This window comes from Acinetobacter sp. YH12126 (genome assembly GCF_013418745.1).
GTDB lineage: Bacteria > Pseudomonadota > Gammaproteobacteria > Pseudomonadales > Moraxellaceae > Acinetobacter > Acinetobacter amyesii.
The window spans coordinates 14,383-35,335 of sequence record NZ_VPBM01000005.1; the positions used below are offsets into that span (position 1 = coordinate 14,383).

Genomic DNA, 20,953 nt, shown 5'->3' on the forward strand with positions numbered 1-20,953 from the left:
TAAAGATCGAATTTTGATCAGGGTTATAGCAATTTTTGTACCATTAAGTGATATTTCTCACAATGTACACAGAATAAATTTGATAAAGTCTTTCAATTCTACTGATATTTCTCCCGTTTCAGCGCAATATCGTCCGCCCAAATCCACGAAAATACGTTAAAATATGCGATTGCTTTTTTGCCTTTGGAAATTTACATGAATTCGAAACCGCGTCTTTCTACATATTGGGTTACCTGTGCAGATGGACTGGAAACCTTACTCCGCGAGGAAATTGAAGGTTTAGGTGTTCAAAATATTGAACAGTTCCCGGGTCGTCTTGTATTCAAAGGCACACTTGAAGATGCATACCGTATTTGCATGTGGTCACGTTTGGCTTCCCGTGTACTTACCCCGATTCATACACATGAATTAGAGTTCACGCATGATGCACGTGATGTGGCTGAAGAGCTCTATGAAGGTGCAATAAACTTTGATTGGTCACTTATTTTTGCACCACAAAGTACATTTGCCGTGCGTTTACACATCGAACGTGACATTAAAGTCAATTCTCAGTTCGCAACTTTACGTGTTAAAGATGGTGTGGTCGATTCCTTTATGGAAGCTGTGGGCAAACGTCCTAGCATTGACATTAAGCAACCTGAAATTACGTTGTATGTATTAGCTGGCAAAACTGAACATACTTATTGCTTAGATTTATCAGGTGACTCTCTGCATAAACGCGGTTACCGTCGCTACATGACAGATGCACCGATTAAAGAAAACCTAGCTGCTGCCATCTTACAGAAAGCAAAACTTAAACAGCATCAACCCAATATTATCTTGGACCCAATGTGTGGTTCAGGGACCTTTATCATTGAATCTTTAATGATTTTGACTGATCGTGCGCCAGGCCTTGTTCGTCGTTTTGGTTTTAATGGTTGGAATGGTCATGACCATGAACTTTGGATGTCGATCAAAGGCGAAGCTGCTGAACGTCATAAAGCCGCACTTGAAAACCCTCTCCCACAATTCTATGCATTTGATGCAGACTGGGAGGCAGTAAAAGCAACCAAACAAAATATTATCGCTGCAGGTTTCGAATCTGTACTTGATCAAATTAAAATTGAAGAACGTACACTTGCAGACTGGCCAGATTTCCAAGCAACAGGTAAGAAATGCTTTGTTGTCACTAATCCTCCATACGGCGAGCGTTTAGGTGATAAAGCCTCTAACCGCGCACTATATTTAGGTCTATCGGCATTATTACAAAAGAACTTCCCAAATCAGCCTGCTGCAATTATTGCAGCACAAGTTGAACAGGCCGATGTCCTTGCCTTTAATGATCCACAAATTTTGCGTTTGATGAATGGTAAGCTACCAATTTACGTCCGTTTTGGTACAGTCAAACCTGCGGCAGTTCAAAAGCCTTTCCTAGAGCATTGGGAACCGCAACAATTTGAAAAAATTGAAGGTGCAGAAGACTTTACTAACCGTCTGCAAAAAAACATGCAGAATCTTAAAAAATGGGCAGTTAAAGAAAATATTTTCTGCCTACGTTTATATGATGCCGATTTGCCAGACTTTAATGTCGCGGTAGATTTGTATGGTGATCGTTTACACGTACAAGAATACGCACCACCGAAAAAAATTGACCCTGAAAAAGCCAAAAAACGCTTTAACTTAGCACTTCAAGCGATTCGTGCAGTGACAGGCTTAGGTCGTGATGCGATTTTCATTAAAACACGTGCTCGCCAAGAAGGTAAAAATCAGTACACCAAACAAAGTACTGCGTCTAAACGTTTTATCGTGCAAGAGGGCAAAGCAAAGATTTTGGTGAACCTAACAGACTACCTCGATACAGGTCTGTTCCTTGACCATCGTCAAATGCGTCTACGGATTGCCAAAGAAGCCAAAGGTAAACACTTCCTGAACTTATACAGCTATACCTCTACAGCGAGCTTACATGCAGCGCTTGGCGGTGCAGCAAGTACGACCAGTGTCGATTTGTCAAATACCTACCTAAACTGGTCTAAAGAGAACTTTGTACTGAATGGTTTGACTGTAGATCATGCAGATGAACAACATCAGTTCTTCTCTAGTGACTGTTTTGAATGGTTAAAAGAAGGTCACGAGCAATATGACCTGATCTTTATTGACCCACCAACCTTCTCAAACTCTAAAAAGTTCTATGGTACTTTTGATGTCCAACGCGACCATATGTCTTTACTTAAACGTGCCATGAACCGTTTAACCACTGACGGTACGCTTTACTTCTCAAACAACTACCGTGGTTTTGAGATGGACGATGTGATCATGGCAATGTTTGACGTTGAAGAAATCAGCAATGAAACCATTGGCCTAGACTTTAAACGTAATACCAAAATTCACCGTGCATGGAAAATCACTCATCCACAAATCTAAGGTTTGACTTTAGAAAGTCCTGATCTATGAAATGAAGCACGTCAGTGCTTCATTTCAACCACAACGCCATCTGGATACGTTACTCGAATATTTTCGTGGCGCTCTTGCAGCACAATACGGTTAATCGGTGCCACTTTTGGAGATTGTATTAACCCGACCTGATCCGCTGCCCTTTTCTTTTGAAGCAAATAATCACTCATGGTTGAGCCTTCAAGCTGCGTCTATTGAATGATCTTATTATTACGATTAGATTTATGATTTGAATTTTTCTGCTGCTCTTCTTTGGGTTTAGCTGCCTCACTCTCAATAATATCTAAGGTTTCTTCACTAAACTTTTTTTTACCTTGCGTTTCATTCGACAAACGTTGATCTGAAATTGAATTACCCGCAAAAGCTATAGACTGAACAGCGATTAAAAAAATGCTACTAACAAGACTGTGTTTTACCCAAGAACATTTAGGCATGGATGAATGAACAAGTTTCCGTCTAAAAAAATAATCGTGTGACATGGTGTCTTTCCTATTGTTGTTTTGATTGGCTAGTTGCCCATTGACGCTAGCAACTTTTCAACTGTTCAACAATGGCTAGGCCGCTGTGTTCCGATAAACTGAAAATCATAATTCTGTAGCCAAAAATACAAAACCGCCAATCTATGACGGTTTTATATTTTTTAAACTTAACTACTCACTACTGGTTGCTTATTTCTTTTGTATGGCTTGACCAAAAAGCTTTTGACCGAACTTATATTGCATACTCATGACCATGTTATCGCCATCGCGCTTGCCTTGCCCTGATGTTTCAAAACCAGCAAACATGGCTTCAGCTTCCTGTCCTGACAAACTTTTGCCCTGTAATTGCAAAAAGTTATTCATGATTGCAGTCATCATATTTTTATCAAAACTTAAGTCTGCTTGAAAATCCAGTAAGCTCGGCACCATTTTAATAAAAGACTCCATTGAGGCATGGTGACCCGGCATGACTTTCCCCACGACATTTGCAGAGGCTTTACCTCCACCAATACTGATCGAGTTATCTTTAGACTCAAAATCAAAACCTTGGCTTGCGATAGCTAAGAAAGCTTGAGTCATTTCTTCACTTGATTCACTCACTGCATCGCATGAATTTTCCACCTGATGCAAAAGTTCACTAAATGCACGAACTTTATCTAGATTGACTTTATGTAATGCCAAATTTAGTGCGAAATCTTTGGTGACTGGTGAACCTGGGAAATCCATCTCATCAGCTTTTAAGTAGCCTTCAAAGTCCACATCATGTTTATTTAGTTCGGTCTCCCAACGCAGTTGCATACCACGCATGCCGCCTGAGAACTTTTGATCTAAACGTTTGATAGAACCCGCTTGGATTTCAACAAAGCCATTTTCAAGATTTTTCTGATTTAGACCTTGATTGGTCTTCATCGAAAAATTTTGCACCATGGTTTGCATTGGACCTTCACTCAACCGAACCACAGGTAAATGGATTGAAAGCTCAGATACCTTAGTGACTTGCCCCGGTAAACTACTGATCCGAATTTGCAATTGGCTTGCATCAGCTTGTACTGTTGCACCTTGTGCAGTCGTTTTAAATGCAGGAATCTGTAAATCTGTTTTACTTTGACCAATCCAATTGACCAACGTTTTTGCCGTTAAGTCCGTGCCAAAAAGCTTGGCATATTCGGACGTACTTTGTTGTTGAACAATCTTAAAATTCGAGTTGATATTATAGCCTTTCAACCCACGTTGAATCTGATCTGTACCCTTCAACACGATCACTTCTTTCGGTTTACACGGGTCTGTTTTCAGGGTTAATACCCAATCGACTGTTCCACCCATCAAGCCCATTTGATAATTGCTGTACTTTACATCAACATCTTGTACAGCTGCGGACCAATTATTCTGTGTATAAAATTGGGCAAGAGATTTATCTGCATATAAATTCCCTCCCACCACTGCTGCTGAAAGCACCGCTAAACTGCCAATTCCCCACATCAACTTCGACATGTCTTTCTCATTCTGATTATTCTTTGCGCAGTATACTGAAGAACTCAGTTACATAAGTACACAATTAGAATGATTTTAAATGATTGATTTGGCAGTTTTAATTGATTTTTTGATCGTTATCACTTCCTCTATATACGCCCAACTTCAAAATAACTAATACGTTTACGATCAAAAGCAGCGTATGGATTGGCTTTAAAACTATGAAAATAGTGCTTGGCTTTTAACACATGTGAGGTCGTATTTTTCATCCACTCAATACGTGGGTCCTTCTCTGCCAAAGTAATACAATAGGTTTCTTTACCACGTTGCTTTGTCTGCTGTTTTGCATGAAAAATCAAACTTGCAAATACGTCCAGATGTTCAGGATGACATAGTGGACTATGCAACATTAAATAATCAAAGGTTCCATGAATTTTTGGCAGTGATAAAACACCACGCACACTGGCATAGGCATTATAAAACGGCTTCATCAACTTTAATGAACGCGAATAGTCGATTACGCGGGTTTGTTTAAAACTCTTTTGATTCCATAATCCATAGAGTCCAACCAACTGATTGTGCTGATCATAAATCAAATAAAAATCGTCCAGATTTAAGCCTGCCCAAAATGGATTTTGACCATCAACCAAAGCATTAAAATCATAGCTAGGTAAAAAATTATAATGGTCTTTCATTTTTAAAATGAAATCATTTGCTTCATCTACACGTTCAGCAGTCAGCGTTTTAAATTGATATTGATTGAAAGTTTTTGGTTTCACTGCCTGTGAAACGGTAAAGGTTCGAATTTCATCATAAAAATATGGCAGCGGAAATCCAGATCTTTCATGATGTAAAATACTGGCAGCGACAATATTGTCGTTTAAAACCACACTTTCAAAAATCGTGTCTTGTGGTATTTCATCATGGAGATAGTCCATCAATAAGCGCATGACTTTAGCACCACGATACGCTGGATTCATTCTTAAATCGGCGACATAACGCATCAGGTCAGGCTGACCATTGATATAACAATAACGCCATCCCAAATTCATCATCGCAATCACGATAGATGGATCTTCCACAGGGACAACCACTTTTAAATCTGGACGATTATACTGTGCGTGGCTGGCATCAAAATAACTGGGGTGACGCGCATAAGATAATGTGATGCCATTGCTTGGCATAGTCTCTGCACTAATTTTCATTAGTTGCTCATCATCTTCGACAGTCGCATTTCGAACCGCAAACTTAGTCTCATTCTTTGAATGATATAGCGCCGTTTCGTCGAACGGTGCATCTAACACATCGATATCCATCTCAATACTCAATTATTTTTGTTTTCATTTTCTTAAGCGGCTCAGGCTTAATATTCCCTTCAATCATGCCATTGTTCATGGCTAGTGTTTTGTAGTAGTCCCAAGCATCTTGTACATGTACCACTTCAGGTTCATCCAACTGCCCTAGATCGCGTGCCAATTCATAATGAAAATTATGTTTAAGCAAACGGTCTAGTGCTTGAGCGGATGGTTGTTTATCTACATTGCCTTCACTGAGTAAAATATAGTGCGGTTTTTTAACCGAACATTGTTCGATACCCAAGATACTAATCGGCAAATAATCCGCTTGTTTAAACTCTGCAAGAACTTTAACTGCAGCATTGTGGTCGAGCTTTTCTCCGACCAAATCTACTGTCATTTTACGACCTAAAAATTCGAAACATGGCACTTGCTGATAAAAGTCTGTGACTTCTAATTCATCATCAATCACATAACGAATTAATCCTGAACCTGTCGTGATCACAGGACTAACAATATCACCTACTTTCAGTTGCCACGATGGCACCACTTTTTGGCTGTCTTGCAAAATAAATTCATAAAAATGTGACTGATAACTTAAGGTAAAACGGTTTGCAAATGGAATCGTCACTACGCCTTCAGTTGCCCATAAACCTTTACCCTCAAATGCCACCCCTGCAATTCGTTGCTGGAGTTGTACTGCCCATTGCTCTGCGCTCGCTGTATCCCAACTCGAAACCAGACTGAGTTTAGGCCACAGTTTTTTCCACGCCGTTGCTTGGGTTAAATCCAAGTCTTGTAAGCGATAGCATTGTTGACAAGATTTAGGAACTTGCAGAAAACTCAAACCATCACGTTGCCATTGTCCAGTTTTTAAGACCTGTACAATTTCAGCTTGATGTTCTTGAATAATATCCAGCAATTGCAATGCAAATGTAGGACTCCATACCGAAATCATGCCTAAATGCTTATCTGCAACGAGATACACCGCGGTTGCAAACATGGCATCTTCGGCTGAATTTGCCATCGCAATTTCAGTCGGTACCGATTGAGTAATTTTACTCAACACTCGCTTCGACAGATTAAGCAGCGCACTGTCATCATTTAAATTACTATTTTCTAAAAGCTTTCGCTGGCTTTCAGGCAACCATGAAACCGACCAATAATGCGTTGAATTTTTAAGTTGTGGGTGTGTCCGATATAAATTAGTCAGCCATAAACCAATAGCCTCATCCAGTTCATCTAAAAAAGCCTGAGTATAGGGAATGAATTTAATTGCTTCACTCGACCCACTGGTCGGTTGAAACCGTACAATTTTTTCAGGCCCCAAACTATTTTTGCCACTTTGTCTGGATTGTTCAATTTGGCTTTTCCAATTGCTATAACGAGAAAGCGGATACTTTTTGGCAAATTGCTCATAGCTTAAATTTTGCGAAATGTGCTGCTTTAAAAAATGGCTTAATTTTTTACGTTGCACATTTTCTAGCTGATTTGCCTGCTGTGTATAGCGTTGAAACGCTTTACGGCAGGCAATATTCAAAACTTGATGTGCTGTAGTGAGAAGCAATCCCATTAGGCCACCTTCGAGTCTGAACCTGTCGCAATATGCAATGTACGTGACTTATAACGTAACTTGCTTTCATGTTTACTCACACTGGTGGTCTTGGTTAAGAATCGATTTACATAACGGTATAAGTCGCTCCAACGTAATTCACCAATGCACGGTAGTTCAGTTCCATCGACCCACGTTGGGTTCTTATCTTCAAAAAAAGCAATCTTGGTATTGTTTTCGCGCATCTCATGGGTGATTGGCGCAACATCTGCTTTGAGTGGCTGGTAGTCTTCGCCAAAATTCAGAAGACCTGTTTCATGGTTATAGTATTCTGAGTAATATTCTTTACAGTACGATTCGACAAAGTCTTTGAGATGGGCATTTTTCTCACCATAATGTGGATAGTAGCTGTAGTAGTTATTGGCTAAGAGCAGATAAGTTTTAAAGCCTTTAGAGATTAAAATCCAATATACAGGGGTTCTTGGATGACGAAATTTAAAACTAATAATATAACGGAACATTGCTCGGGTTAATGCACGATTCCCCCAATACTCTTTCTCAATAATGGTATCACCACTGAAAAAAGCATGTCGGGCTTTACCATCAACAATAAAGTCACGCTCCATAACCGTCGAGAATCCGACAATTTGATTATTTTTCGGTTCAATAATGAAAAAAACACCGGTTTTTTCTAAGAAGTCGCGTTCAAAAATTTCATAACGGGTATTGGCATAATACTTTTGGTAAATACCATACATGCGTTTGAGTTCTTGAACAGTGATGTCATCTGTACGTTTATATAAACTATAAGGTTCTTTTTTGATCTGCCTAAGCAGTTTAAATTCCATCATAATCATAATTTCCTGTTGCCATTCATTCATGATGAACGAGCGATATTATTTTTGTTTTACAGAACACAGTCATCTCGTTGGATGTGTGCGGACGTCATATTAGTGGGTGAAAATGATGAAATGCAATGAACTTTACGTATTTAAACGAAAATTACGACAAGCGTAAAATTAAAAAACCCGGCCTAAACCGGGTTTCTGTTTTTACAACTGGATGTAGCAGATTTGTGCTTTTTAGTTGAGTTTTAACTTTTCAAAAGTTAGGTGATCTCCTTCCGCTTGAACGACAATCGTATCGCCCGGTTGGAAAGCACCTGATAAGATTTTCTGTGCCAATGTATTTTCAACTTGTTGTTGGATAGCACGTTTCAGAGGACGTGCGCCATACACAGGGTCAAAACCAGCATCGATAAGTAATTCAAAGGCACTATCTTCAACCGCCAAACTCATATCTTTATCTGCCAAACGTGAACGTAAGCGATCCAACTGAATATCCGCAATGCCACGAATTTGCGCTTTTTGTAAAGAGTGGAAAACCACCAACTCATCAATACGGTTCACAAATTCAGGTCGGAAATGTTCAGATACCGCAGCCATAACCACAGCGCGAACTTCGTCTTTCGACGGGTTTTCACCTAATTCACGAACATCGGTTGAACCTAAGTTCGAGGTCATCACGATCACGGTGTTTTTGAAATCAATCACACGGCCTTGTGAGTCTGTTAATCGACCATCATCCAACACTTGAAGTAAGATGTTAAAGACATCTGGATGTGCTTTTTCAACCTCATCAAACAACACTACACTATAAGGTTTACGACGAACAGCCTCGGTTAACACACCACCTTCTTCATAACCCACATAGCCCGGAGGCGCACCTACTAAACGGCTCACCGAATGCTTTTCCATAAACTCTGACATGTCGATACGAATAATCGCATCATCACTGTCAAATAAGAAATTACCTAAAGCTTTGGTTAACTCAGTTTTACCTACACCTGTAGGCCCAAGGAATAAGAATGAACCACTTGGGCGGTTTGGATCGGATAATCCTGCACGAGAACGACGCACCGCATTCGACACTGCTACGACAGCTTCATCTTGACCAACTACACGGTTATGTAAGAACTCCTCCATGTGTAAGAGTTTTTCACGTTCACCTTGCAGCATTTTCGCAACAGGAATACCTGTAGCCGCACTTACCACTTCAGCGATTTCATTTTCAGTGACTTTGGTACGAATCAGTTTTGGCTCTTCGTTCACCTCGGCAACTTCTTCTTCATTCAAGCGTTTTTGCAACTCAGGAATTACACCATATTGCAAGCGGCTAGCTTCTGCTAAATCACCTTCACGTTGTGCTTTTTCAAAGGCAGTACGCGCTTTATCTAACTCGATTTGAGCTTGATTCGTGCCGTCAACCAAACGTTTTTCCGCAATCCACACTTCTTCCAAATCACTATATTCTTTTTGAACTTCAGCAATTTGTTTCTCTAGGTGCTCAACTTCAGCTTTAGAGACTGAATCTGCATCTTTTTTCACTGCTTCTAACTGCATTTTCAATTGAATTAGGCGACGATCTAAACGGTCTAATGGCTCAGGTTTTGAGTCAATTTCCATTTTGATACGTGATGCAGCTTCATCAATCAAATCAATGGCTTTGTCTGGCAACTGACGGTCTGTGATGTAACGATGCGACATTTTTGCCGCAGCAATGATCGCAGAGTCTAAAATTTGCACACCATGATGGGTTGCATATTTGTCTTTTAGACCACGTAAAATCGCAATGGTATCTTCCACACTCGGTTCATCAACGATCACTTTTTGGAAACGACGTTCTAGAGCCGCATCTTTTTCGATATATTGACGATATTCATCAAGTGTTGTCGCACCTACACAGCGTAGCTCACCACGCGCTAATGCAGGTTTAAGCATGTTACCAGCATCCATTGCACCATCGCCTTTACCTGCGCCAACAAGCGTATGTAATTCGTCAATGAAAAGAATAATCTCGCCATCATATTTGGCTAAATCTTTTAGAACTGCTTTAAGACGTTCTTCAAATTCACCACGGTATTTTGCACCTGCAAGCAATGAACCTAAGTCAAGTGAAAGTACACGTTTACCTTTCAGACTTTCAGGAACTTCGCCATTGACGATACGCTGTGCTAAGCCCTCAACGATTGCTGTTTTACCCACACCAGGCTCACCAATCAATACCGGGTTGTTTTTGCTACGACGTGATAATACCTGAATGGTACGGCGAATCTCTTCGTCACGACCAATAACCGGATCTAGCTTACCTTCTAATGCACGTGCATTGAGGTCTAAGGTATATTTGTTGAGTGAATCACGTTGATCTTCGTGGTTATTACTCATGACTTGTTCACCGCCTCGTATTTGTTCAATCGCTTTGCGTAATTTATCTGTCGTTACGCCTACACTATTTAATAAGGTTTTGGTTTTACCCGTTTCAGCTAAACCGAGAATCACCCAATCTGTAGAAAGAAACTCATCTCCAGCTTTTTGAGCAAAACTGTCGGCTAAATTCAGCGCCTTGACTGCTTCAGGATTTAGGTTGATGTCCCCTGTAGGCGTCGCAATAGTGGCGGTATCCTGTAGGGCTTGCTGAAGTTTGGTTTTTAACTCAGGAAGATTAGCACCTGCCTGTTGTAACAAGTTTTGGTTCGACGGCTCTTCAAGCAATGTCGAAAGAATATGGATTCCTTCAATGGCTGTATGGTCTTTCCCCATTGCTAAAGATTGGGCATCGGATAATGCTTGCTGCAAACGGTTTGTGAATTTTTCGAATCGCATTCTTGTTATTCCTCACAACAAATTCTGTACTTGAAGCATATATGGGAGTCATATTTAAAATTTCAAATACATTTTTTAAATATTTTTCAATGAGTTAATTTTAAGATAAAGATAAATCTCAATTATAATATTGGTATAAATTGAATACTTTTCAAGTCAATTATTGAAGAATTTAGTACTTTATTATGTTATTTAAATACAAATGTATTTTTAGGCAATTTTCTTGTCAACTCAACTGACTTTCTGACAATAAAATTCAATGATTTTCCACTAGCTTAAATCACGTAAATGTCAAAAAAGCCCACATTTACATGCAGGCTTTTACATAATCCACTGAAAAGTTCAGCTTAAGGTGCAGGATTTGGCTGCTGGCGATGAATATCTTCAATCCCTTTTAGAATGTCTTCTGATAAATTCACATCAAACGCATCAATATTTTCTTTCAACTGATCTAGATTCGTCGCACCAATAATTGTACTGGTGACAAAGAATTGCTGCTTAATAAATGCAAGTGCTAACTGTGTCAACGTTAAACCATGCTGTTCAGCCAATTGTGCATATTGTTCTGTTGCCCATTCACTCTCCGCATTTGAATAGCGGCTAAAGCGTGAAAATAGTGTCACTCGAGCATTGGCAGGACGTGCACCATGACGGAATTTACCTGTTAGATAACCAAATGCTAAAGGTGAATATGCCAATAAGCCCACGCCTTCGTAGTGTGCAATTTCAGATAAACCGATTTCATAAGTACGATTCAACAAACTATATGGATTTTGCACACTGACAATTTTTTCTAAACCATGCTTTTCTGCAAGTTGTAGGAATTTTAAAGTTCCCCATGGCGTTTCATTAGATAGTCCAATTGAGCGAATTCGACCTTTTTTCACCTCATGACTTAAAGCAACTAATGTTTCTTCTAAATTGGTAATAGTTTGCGTACTGTTTGCTTCGGCATTGCCATAACCCAATTTACCGAAAAAGTTGGTTGGACGTTGCGGCCAATGCAACTGGTATAAGTCAAGATAATCTGTTTGTAAGCGCTGAAGAGAATGATCCAGTGCAGACTCAATTTCCGAAGCAATAAATTTAGTTTGCCCGTCACGAATATGACTACCGCCTTGTGACGGCCCTGCAATTTTTGAAGCTAAGATTATTTTATCGCGGCCACCGCGAGCTGCAATCCAGTTACCTATAATAGTTTCAGTCGAACCTTGGGTTTCAGGTTTCGGCGGGACAGGATACATTTCTGCAGTATCCCAAAAGTTAAGACCACGCTCTAAAGCATAATCCAGTTGCTCGAAAGCTTCTGCTTGGGTGTTTTGTTCACCAAACGTCATGGTGCCTAAACAAATTTCTGGAACTAATATGCCTGTATGTGCCAATGGTTTAAATTGCATGCCGCAAATTCCCTCTTTATTTTAAATATCAATATATAAGTCACGAAGTAGCTTACATAAGATATCGGCTTTGTTTAAATCATAATTTTCTGTTTATTTGTCAAAAAATGTGAGAAAGGTTGCTTCCGCTATAATAGTGAGAAATGAATGGACATAAAAAAAGCAAACCCCTGAGTTTGCTTTTTTTAGATTCGGAAGACTGATTATTCTTCGTCGTCGAAATCGTCAGAAGCCAATTGGCTTTTCTCTTCAAGCGATGCATCAAAAATTAGAATCGCTTTACCATCAGTTTCAATCATGCCTTGCTCTTCAAGTGTTTTTAGAACACGACCAACCATTTCACGGGAACAACCCACGATACGACCAATCTCTTGACGAGTAATACGAATCTGACGACCATTCGGCAAAATCATTGCCTCTGGTTGTGAAGATAAATCAATTAAGCAACGTGCAATTCGACCTGATACGTCAATAAACGCAAGGTCAGTTACTTTACGCGTCGTATTTTTAAGACGGCGTACAAGCTGTGCAAATACCGCATAACTTAAGTCTGGGTATTGTTTACTTAATTCATGAAAGTTTTCATAGGTAATCTCAGCAATTTCACATACATCTCGCGTACGCACTTCTGCAGTACGCTGTGCATTTGCTTCGAATAGACCCATTTCCCCAAAAAAGTCACCCGCATTTAAGTACGCAACCACAATTTCACGCTCATCATCTTCGCGTAAAATGATAGATACTGAACCCTTAAGAATTAAATACAAAGATTTAGATTCTGAGCCCGCATCAATGATTGTTGTACGTTTTGGGTAACGATTAATATATGCACGTTTTAATAATGCCTTCACCGACTCAGGTAACTGCCCCGGAGATAGCGCATCTGTGCTAAGTTGTGAAAAGTTTGAAGTCATGCTAACAGTTTCCGAATATGGATAATTTATAGATCGCACAAGACCTAAAGTGAACTTGTCACACGTAAGAGTTGAAATTCCTTATCAACTCAATTTATGTTAGTGTACAGGTACTGCGTAAATTTATAGCTTTTTTTAGGGACTTGCAATGCAAACTAGTGTTCATTGGCTAGAGAATGTTGCTTTTGAAGCAAAAACTCAAAGTGGTCACACTGTTATGATGGATGGATCACAAGAATATGGCGGTGAAAACCGTGGTCCGCGCCCAATGGAACTGATTTTAACAGGACTTGGTGGTTGTGCATCTTTCGATATTGTGACGATTTTAAAGAAAGCACGCCAAGACATTACTGATGTTCGTTGTGAATTAAATGCAGAACGTGCCGACACTATTCCTGCTGTATTCACTAAAATTCATTTGCACTTTGTAGTCACTGGTCATGGCGTGAAGGAAAAGCAAGTTGCAAAAGCGGTTGAACTTTCTGCTGAAAAATACTGTTCTGCTAGTAAAATGCTGATGGATGGTGGTGTAGAAATTACCCATGACTTCGAAATTTTAGAAACTGAAGATGCATAATTTATTTGTTCAATTAAGAGCCGCATAGAATGCGGCTTTTTTGTTTCAAATAATCCGCTATAGCATACATTGTATGAAGCACTACTATATAGTCATAAATGCAGAAATATGAGCCAAAGAAGTAGCGAATATACCAAGGAAAACGAATAGCCAATCGAACAATGACCATATGGACTGGTATTTATATAAAATGAGGCATTTAGTTGAAAATATGTTTTGTAGATTAAAGCAATTTAGAGGAATAGCTACTCGATATGACAAGCTCAAAAGGAATTATCAAAGTTCTGTTGCTTTAGCCTGTATATTTTTATGGCTACCTTTATAGGGTTAATTATGAACAGTAAATGTCAACAGACCCTAATAATTTCAGATAAAAAAAAGCAGAATCATTTTGATTCTGCTTTTTGAATTTGGTAGGTATAAGCAGACTCGAACTGCTGACCTCTACGATGTCAACGTAGCGCTCTAACCAACTGAGCTATACACCTGAAGTTCAAGCATCATATTCATTTTTATTTTTTATGACAAGCCCTTTTCTGACTTTTTTAAACTTTGCGTACAAGTTTTAAGCAAAGCCTTAAAATATTGAATATCATGAGAACTTAGCGCGGTACCTACATAAATTTCCTGCTCAAATAACGTAATAACTTGTTCAAATGCCGCCCTTTCCTGTTCAGGTACATTTTCAGCCAAACGTTGTAACCAATGCCTAAAACTTTCTGAAGCCACTTTTTGCTGGCTCAAGGGTAAATTCTTAGCAAACTTGGCAATTTCTCTTTCAAGAGAGCTTAGGCTTTTTCTTTTTTTCCACAAAATCCATATAAAATATAATGCAACAACTCCACCAATACTCAATATAAGAATTAAACCACCTGCATAAGCAGAATTTACCCCGAGCTTTTTAAACCATTGTTGCTGTGATTCCGCATTATAACCCACCACCTTGCTCTGCCATTGGTAACTCGCATAATCACTCCATACACGGACTTTTTTCAACATCGAAAATTGTTGATAGGCCCAAGTCGACTGCTGTCTCCCAAAAATTGTCCGATCTTGTTCCATATAATCCTGCATCCCACCATCGATACGCTGCGGTGCGATCATGGACGTCGGATCAATACGACGCCAATGTTGATTGACATAAACCTCTGTCCACGCATGTGCATCAAGTTGACGAACTTCCCAACTTTTTCCATCTGGTGCTAATTGACCACCTTGATATCCCACAACAATACGCGATGGAACACCCACATAGCGCATCAACATTGCAAAGCTCGAAGCAAAATGTTCGCAAAAGCCCTGTCTTGATCCAAATAAAAAATCATCTATCCGATTTTGCCCCAATACACCTGTGCTTAAGGTATATGCAAAACGATTTTGTCTATACCATTGCAAAACTTCGGCAATATAACGCTCAGGATTTTGATGACTTCGCTGCCATAAAGTTTGGGCCAATTGTTGTGATTGAACATCCAAGTGTTCAACATAGCGAGTGTTTATTTTTTCAAGTAAAGATACATTTTTTATTTGTGGCGGCTCTGCACTTCCTAACCATTTTAGTTGAATCGGCTGTGTACGTGCTGTTAATCGGTAGGGTGTAATTCGACCATCTTGACCTAAAGCAAAACGTGCTTCATTGGGAACGGATTGCTCCAACGACATAATCCACATCACAGTTGGGTCGGCAGCCAAATATTGATAATTCAATGTCCGCTTGGGTTTTAAATCGTCTGGATTCAGCTGTATAACGTTCTGGTTAAAAAAATGACTGGTCCATTTAGAACCATCATATTCATCTAAAGCCATCGCCCGCCAATATAGCTCTGTACGTGGTGGCAAGGCTTGAATATCTCCGATTATACGAAATGCCAAGCTACTCGACTGTGATAACTCAGCAATATCGCCCGGAGACATGCTGTCACTGATTCCTGTTGTGGCTTTATTTTCAGGAATAGGAATGTGCCATAGCGGTGGTAGGCGTGGAAAAAAGAGAAACAGTAATATAAAAAATGGAACAGCTAATGCAATAAATTTTCCCACATGCCCAATATCTTGTTTAATCGCTTGTATTTCACCGCCTGAGTTTTGGCTAAAACCAACGGTCTGTAAACGGTACAACCCAATAAAACAGCTCAACAACGCCAATAAAATAACCAGTGCCATGGCAAAAGACTGGCTAAACAAAAAACTACTGGCAATCACAAACATCGCAAAGTTAAATAAAATAATTACATCACGACGTGTTTTTGTTTCTAAAGATTTAGCAAATAAAAATGTACTAAGTACTGTAACCCCTGCATCAACACCAATAAAGGTTTTATGACTTATGTAAATGCTGAATAAAGCTATCAATGTCAGCACATAGGTTAAAATTTTAGAAAATGGTTTTTTACTGGCGCGGGTATTGTGTAATAAAATAAGCCAAATGACTAAAAATACTAATGATGTCACCACTGGTATATAAAGCATTTGCGCAATGAGCACCAAAGCTAAAGTGAGTAGTATGGAGCGGCGTATGGTATTTTCAATCATAAATCAAGCCTGCGCCAATAACCGTTTAGCTTCGGAAAAATGCAGTGCTCCAGTGCCTGATGCTAACTCAGCATTAGGTAAATACAGTGCATAGTGATCGTGATTTTGCTCAGCCTGCTCGACCAAACCCATCATAAGGCTAAGTTTTTCTTCATGACTTTGAGCTGGCATATAGTGATAATGAATCTCCAATTTCTTTAGATCTTCATATTGTTCAAAGACTTTCACATATAAGCCTTGTCCTCGTGCTGCTTGTTTCCAAGACACCGCATGAAGTGAATCCCCCGTCTGAAAACTCCGTAATTCGCGAAATTCATCAAGATCAGGTTCAAAGTTTTGCTGTTGTTGCTTATTTTCAACGGAATGCCAACTGGCTTGAGGTGCAACCCACGCTGGTTGCTGTACGTACAAATACGTCCAGGCCCGCACTAAACCAAAGGGATAGACACTATAAAGTTGTATGGGTGGAATCTGAAAAACACCGCGTTGGCTGGTTATAAAATTTAATTGAAAGCAATGCTGTTGCGTATTGAACAATAATTTATGTAGCTGATTTTCAGTTTTAATCCACAAATATCTAGCCTGTTCAGCATCTTGTTTAAAGTAAATATCGACCGAAAGTAATTCACCTACTTGCGGGGTATCAACAACATTTATTTGAATCTGCAACGCATGAAGCTGTTTAAAAGTAATATAGAAACTAATACACAATACGGCGCTAATTAAAAAGCAAAATCCTAAAATCAAGTTATTGGCATAATTCACACCTGCAATAAAGGTGATGAAAATTAACACCAAATACAAGTAGCCTTGCTGATAGATAAAGATCAAGACGTCTTTTTGAGTCAGCTGCTTGTGCTGATCGATTTTAAATCGACGTTCAATCCATTGCTGCCACATCGAAGCCAAGGTTCAACTCCTTTATTGAATTGAAACTTGTTCTAAAAGCTTAAAGGCTTCAAGATCTGACAACCCAATTCGATGAGATACCACAGCTGTAAACACCGCTTGCACATCGTCAGGATTCACATAATTTCGCTGCTCAATCAGCGCATAGGCTTGCGCAGCTTTCTTTAAGGCTAAAACACCACGAGTAGAAAGACCATGTCTCCCTTTACGTGTTTCAGTAGCAAGATCCAAAATGTAATCCATTAAACGATCACTCAGATGTATCTGCTCGACAAAGCCTTGTAGTTGTAAAATTTCTGCTTCATTAAAGATATGTGCTAATGCTGCAATCAGATCATGGCGTGAAGTTTGTTGGAGCAATAATTTCTCTGCCTGACGTGATGGATAACCTAAAGACAAACGCATTAAAAACCGGTCCAACTGGGACTCAGGTAAGGCATAAGTACCACTTTGAAATAAAGGGTTTTGTGTCGCAATCACCCAAAATGGTTGAGGCAAAGCATATCGCACACCATCAACCGTCACATACCCCTCTTCCATCGCTTCCAATAAAGCACTTTGGGTCTTTGGACTACAACGGTTGATTTCATCTGCCAATAAAATTTGGGTAAAAATCGGCCCAGATTTAAACTCAAAATGATGTTCTTTTTGATTAAACATATTTACCCCAATCACATCGCTGGCCAGCATGTCATTGGTAAATTGAATCCGTTGAAACTTTAATCCCGCCAAATGTGACAAGGCGCTAGATAATGTCGTTTTTCCTAAACCAGGTAAGTCTTCAAATAGCACATGCCCGCCTGCCAATAGACAAGCTAAAGCCAATTTGGTTTGCTGATTTTTATCCAAAATAATTTGGTTAATTTGTTCGAGGAATATATTTATTTTCGGGTAAAAAGGCGCAAGGCTCTGCTCACTTAAAAGCGTTGATGTATTATTTTGTTGGCTTTTCTCTGATCCCCAAAACACCTTTTATTCCCCAATAAAAAAGTTAAATGAATGACTAACATACAGGGTTTTATTTAAAAATACAGTGTTTATCTCCAAGCCATACCCAGTTCATTACTTTTAATACATACGCTTGATATTTATTGAGTATACAAAAGGGTTGTTTTCGCTTCGACTGATCACAAATCAGCAATAAAAAAAGCGTCCCGAAGAACGCTTTTTTCTTAGATTTTTGGCTCGAGTCACTGCATTAGCAAGGACACTTCTTCATGTCACCACCAGCTGATGGATAACGTGCATCTACACAGTGACGATAAAATGTTTTTGCATCCATCGCTTCCAAATCAGGATGATGTTTTGCCATATGTTCCAAATAATTTTGGTAATCTGGCACACCCACCATCAGGCGGAAGCTTTGCTGTAAACGTTGCCATAACGTCGCAATACGTGACCAATTTTTCGGGTTCAGAATTAAATCCTTCTGCGACATAATGGTCATTTTAATGATTTTATAAATCACCGTTTTTCCACTTTTTGCAAACTTCAGGTTCATTCATATTCCCCTATTAATGTGCTGAATTTGACGGATTAATTTCAGCTGGGTCACGGTAAATCGCTTCTGCTTCATTCACCGATGGATTTGGATTTGCCAAGGCACGACGCACCACACCAATCGCTGCAAATAACATCACAAATGCCACGATCATAAAGAATGCACAAAGACCGGCATTGATTTGATTCGACAATGCAACCGTATGCATTTCAGCCATGGTTTTCGCAGGTGCCAACAATTCATTTTTCGCAATTGCTGCATTAAAACGATCTGCCTGAGCCAAAAAACCAATCTTTGGATTTTCGTGGAAAATCTTCTGCCAACCAGCGGTCATTGAAGTAATAAACAAGAATAATGTTGGGATAATTGTCACCCAAACATACTTTTGTTTTTTCATCTTGAATAAAATCACTGTACCCAAGATCAATGCCATTGCAGCAAGAATTTGGTTACCAATACCAAATAGCGGCCATAAACTATTAATACCGCCGAGTGGATCAACCACGCCTTGGTAAACGAAGAAGCCCCAACCTGCGACAGCCACCGCCGTACCCAACAGGTTTCCGAAGAAATTATGTGAGTTTTTTACCGCAGGAATCACGATACCCACAGTATCTTGCACCATGAAACGACATGCACGTGTACCCGCATCAACTGCCGTTAAAATGAAGAGTGCTTCGAATAAAATCGCAAAGTGATACCAGAACGCCATCATTGAACGGTTATTAAAAATTTCCGTAATGATATGCGCCATACCAATCGCAAATGTTGGTGCACCCCCTGTACGAGACAGAATCGAGTTTTCACCCACTTCTTGTGCAAGTAAGGTCAATGCTTCAGGTGTTACCACGAAGCCTAATGTACGAACTGCTTCTGCAGCGGACTCAACCGTTGTACCAATTACCGCTGCTGGTGCATTAATCGCAAAATACACACCAGGCTCAAGAATCGTTGCACAGACCAAAGCCATAATCGCAACAAAAGACTCCATCAACATGCCGCCATAACCGATCATGCGAATATCTTTTTCATTATTCACAAGCTTCGGTGTCGTTCCTGAAGAAACGAGCGCATGGAAACCTGAAATTGCACCACAGGCAATGGTAATAAACAAGAATGGGAACATTGAGCCTGCAAATACAGGACCTGTACCATCAATAAAATGCGTCACCGCTGGCATTTTCATTTCAGGTAAGGCAAACATAATCCCGATTGCTAAACCTGCAATAACACCAATTTTCAAGAAGGTTGATAGGTAATCACGTGGTGCAAGCAGTAACCAAACAGGTAATACTGATGCCACGAAACCATAACCAATCAACCACCAAGTTAGTTCAGTACCTGAAAGTGTAAAGAATGGCCCCCAGTACGGATGCTGTGCAATGTCGCCACCATAGATAATCCCAGCCATCATCAGTACAAAACCAATGATCGACACTTCTGCAATTTTACCCGGACGGATAAATCGCATATATATACCCATGAAAATCGCAATCGGTACAGTGGCAGCGATACTGAAGACACCCCACGGACTATTGGTCAACGCTTTTACAACCACCAAAGCAAGTACCGCAAGAATGATGATCATCACACCAAGTGCGCCAAGCATCACGATGATTCCGGCAAAAGAACCCAGTTCTTGTTTTGCCATTTCACCGAGTGAACGACCATCACGACGTGTCGAGATGAATAAGACTAAAAAGTCTTGAACCGCACCCGCAAGAACGACACCCACTAAGAGCCAAATTGTTCCAGGCAAATAACCCATTTGCGCAGCAAGAATCGGACCGACTAAAGGACCTGCGCCTGCAATCGCGGCAAAGTGGTGACCAAATAGAACACTTTTATTGGTCGGCACATAATCCAAACCGTCAGCTAAGCGATGAGCAGGCGTTAAACGTCGCTCATTCAGTTCAAAGACTTTATTGGCAATAAATAAACTATAAAAACGATATGCAATGCTATACACACAGATTGCTGCAAGGATCAGCCAAACTGCATTGACATGCTCGCCTCGACTGAGTGCTAGTATGCCGAATGAAACGGCACCTAGAATGGCTACAAACAGCCAGATAATCTTTGAAGCCATTCCTGACTTCGGTTGAATGGTTTCCATCTCAATCCCTCATAAATGTTGAAATAAATCAGCTTGATTTTTCTTGTTCGAGGTACTGCTGTTTCTTCCCTTGAAACTCTACTCCTGTTATGGGCTTTTTCATCTAATACTTTGGCATA

Annotated in this window: 16 protein-coding genes, 1 tRNA gene and 1 pseudogene; 3 read left to right on the top strand and 15 right to left on the bottom strand. The window is 39.9% G+C overall.

Translation table 11 applies throughout. The features are described 5' to 3' along the window. Positions 1-195 precede the first annotated feature (195 nt). Entirely contained in the window at positions 196-2,400 is a 2,205-nt protein-coding gene (rlmKL, locus tag FTU62_RS03705; protein WP_180101873.1) for a bifunctional 23S rRNA (guanine(2069)-N(7))-methyltransferase RlmK/23S rRNA (guanine(2445)-N(2))-methyltransferase RlmL, read from the top strand. A 41-nt stretch (positions 2,401-2,441) separates the two neighbouring features. Here the strand turns inward: rlmKL and FTU62_RS03710 are convergent, their stop codons facing one another. The 9 genes from FTU62_RS03710 to crp form a co-directional block, all read right to left on the bottom strand. Then, complete coding sequence (locus tag FTU62_RS03710; protein ID WP_180101874.1) at positions 2,442-2,600, bottom strand: hypothetical protein; 159 nt, start codon at positions 2,598-2,600, stop codon at positions 2,442-2,444. 21 nt (positions 2,601-2,621) lie between these two features. Beyond that, entirely contained in the window at positions 2,622-2,909 is a 288-nt protein-coding gene (locus FTU62_RS03715) for a hypothetical protein (RefSeq protein WP_143221639.1), read from the bottom strand. A gap of 189 nt (positions 2,910-3,098) precedes the next feature. Beyond that, the gene (locus FTU62_RS03720) at positions 3,099-4,400 is read right to left on the bottom strand and encodes a DUF945 family protein (RefSeq protein WP_180063520.1); all 1,302 of its coding nucleotides are present in this window, start codon (positions 4,398-4,400) and stop codon (positions 3,099-3,101) included. Between the two features lie 128 nt (positions 4,401-4,528). Further along, positions 4,529-5,695 carry a GNAT family N-acetyltransferase gene (locus FTU62_RS03725; RefSeq protein WP_180060057.1) on the bottom strand — a complete coding sequence of 389 codons (1,167 nt, stop codon included), beginning with the start codon at positions 5,693-5,695 and terminating at the stop codon, positions 4,529-4,531. 1 nt (position 5,696) lies between these two features. After that, entirely contained in the window at positions 5,697-7,247 is a 1,551-nt protein-coding gene (locus tag FTU62_RS03730) for a GH3 auxin-responsive promoter family protein (RefSeq protein ID WP_180007877.1), read from the bottom strand. Then, positions 7,247-8,083 carry a hypothetical protein gene (locus FTU62_RS03735; protein ID WP_306670170.1) on the bottom strand — a complete coding sequence of 279 codons (837 nt, stop codon included), beginning with the start codon at positions 8,081-8,083 and terminating at the stop codon, positions 7,247-7,249. Before FTU62_RS03735 ends, FTU62_RS03730 begins: the two co-directional genes overlap by 1 nt. Positions 8,084-8,308: 225 nt before the next feature. Next, positions 8,309-10,888, bottom strand: a complete 2,580-nt coding sequence (clpB, locus tag FTU62_RS03740; RefSeq protein ID WP_180035308.1) for an ATP-dependent chaperone ClpB — start codon at positions 10,886-10,888, stop codon at positions 8,309-8,311. 347 nt (positions 10,889-11,235) lie between these two features. Next, a complete protein-coding gene (locus FTU62_RS03745) occupies positions 11,236-12,285 on the bottom strand; it encodes an NADP(H)-dependent aldo-keto reductase (RefSeq protein ID WP_180101875.1) in 1,050 nt (349 codons plus the stop codon). A gap of 203 nt (positions 12,286-12,488) precedes the next feature. Further along, positions 12,489-13,199: a cAMP-activated global transcriptional regulator CRP gene (gene crp / locus FTU62_RS03750; protein WP_078191819.1), complete on the bottom strand. Its 711-nt coding sequence runs from the start codon at positions 13,197-13,199 to the stop codon at positions 12,489-12,491. A 148-nt stretch (positions 13,200-13,347) separates the two neighbouring features. On the opposite strand from crp, the gene FTU62_RS03755 reads away from it, so the two are divergent. Next, positions 13,348-13,776 (top strand): OsmC family protein, encoded by a 429-nt coding sequence (locus tag FTU62_RS03755; RefSeq protein WP_078191820.1) that lies wholly within the window; start codon positions 13,348-13,350, stop codon positions 13,774-13,776. 124 nt (positions 13,777-13,900) lie between these two features. After that, positions 13,901-14,101 (top strand): annotated as a pseudogene (locus FTU62_RS03760) (IS5/IS1182 family transposase); the annotation flags it as partial. 86 nt (positions 14,102-14,187) lie between these two features. On the opposite strand, the gene FTU62_RS03765 reads toward FTU62_RS03760, so the two are convergent. The 6 genes from FTU62_RS03765 to FTU62_RS03790 form a co-directional block, all read right to left on the bottom strand. Continuing rightward, positions 14,188-14,264 (bottom strand) — tRNA-Val (locus FTU62_RS03765). Between the two features lie 31 nt (positions 14,265-14,295). Next, positions 14,296-16,308: a DUF3488 and transglutaminase-like domain-containing protein gene (locus tag FTU62_RS03770; protein ID WP_180101876.1), complete on the bottom strand. Its 2,013-nt coding sequence runs from the start codon at positions 16,306-16,308 to the stop codon at positions 14,296-14,298. A 3-nt stretch (positions 16,309-16,311) separates the two neighbouring features. After that, a complete protein-coding gene (locus FTU62_RS03775; RefSeq protein WP_180101877.1) occupies positions 16,312-17,217 on the bottom strand; it encodes a DUF58 domain-containing protein in 906 nt (301 codons plus the stop codon). Between the two features lie 12 nt (positions 17,218-17,229). Then, the gene (locus tag FTU62_RS03780) at positions 17,230-18,186 is read right to left on the bottom strand and encodes an AAA family ATPase (protein WP_180101878.1); all 957 of its coding nucleotides are present in this window, start codon (positions 18,184-18,186) and stop codon (positions 17,230-17,232) included. 229 nt (positions 18,187-18,415) lie between these two features. Then, entirely contained in the window at positions 18,416-18,718 is a 303-nt protein-coding gene (locus FTU62_RS03785; protein ID WP_078190160.1) for a YbdD/YjiX family protein, read from the bottom strand. Between the two features lie 13 nt (positions 18,719-18,731). Beyond that, complete coding sequence (locus FTU62_RS03790; protein WP_180026451.1) at positions 18,732-20,834, bottom strand: carbon starvation CstA family protein; 2,103 nt, start codon at positions 20,832-20,834, stop codon at positions 18,732-18,734. Positions 20,835-20,953: the final 119 nt, after the last annotated feature.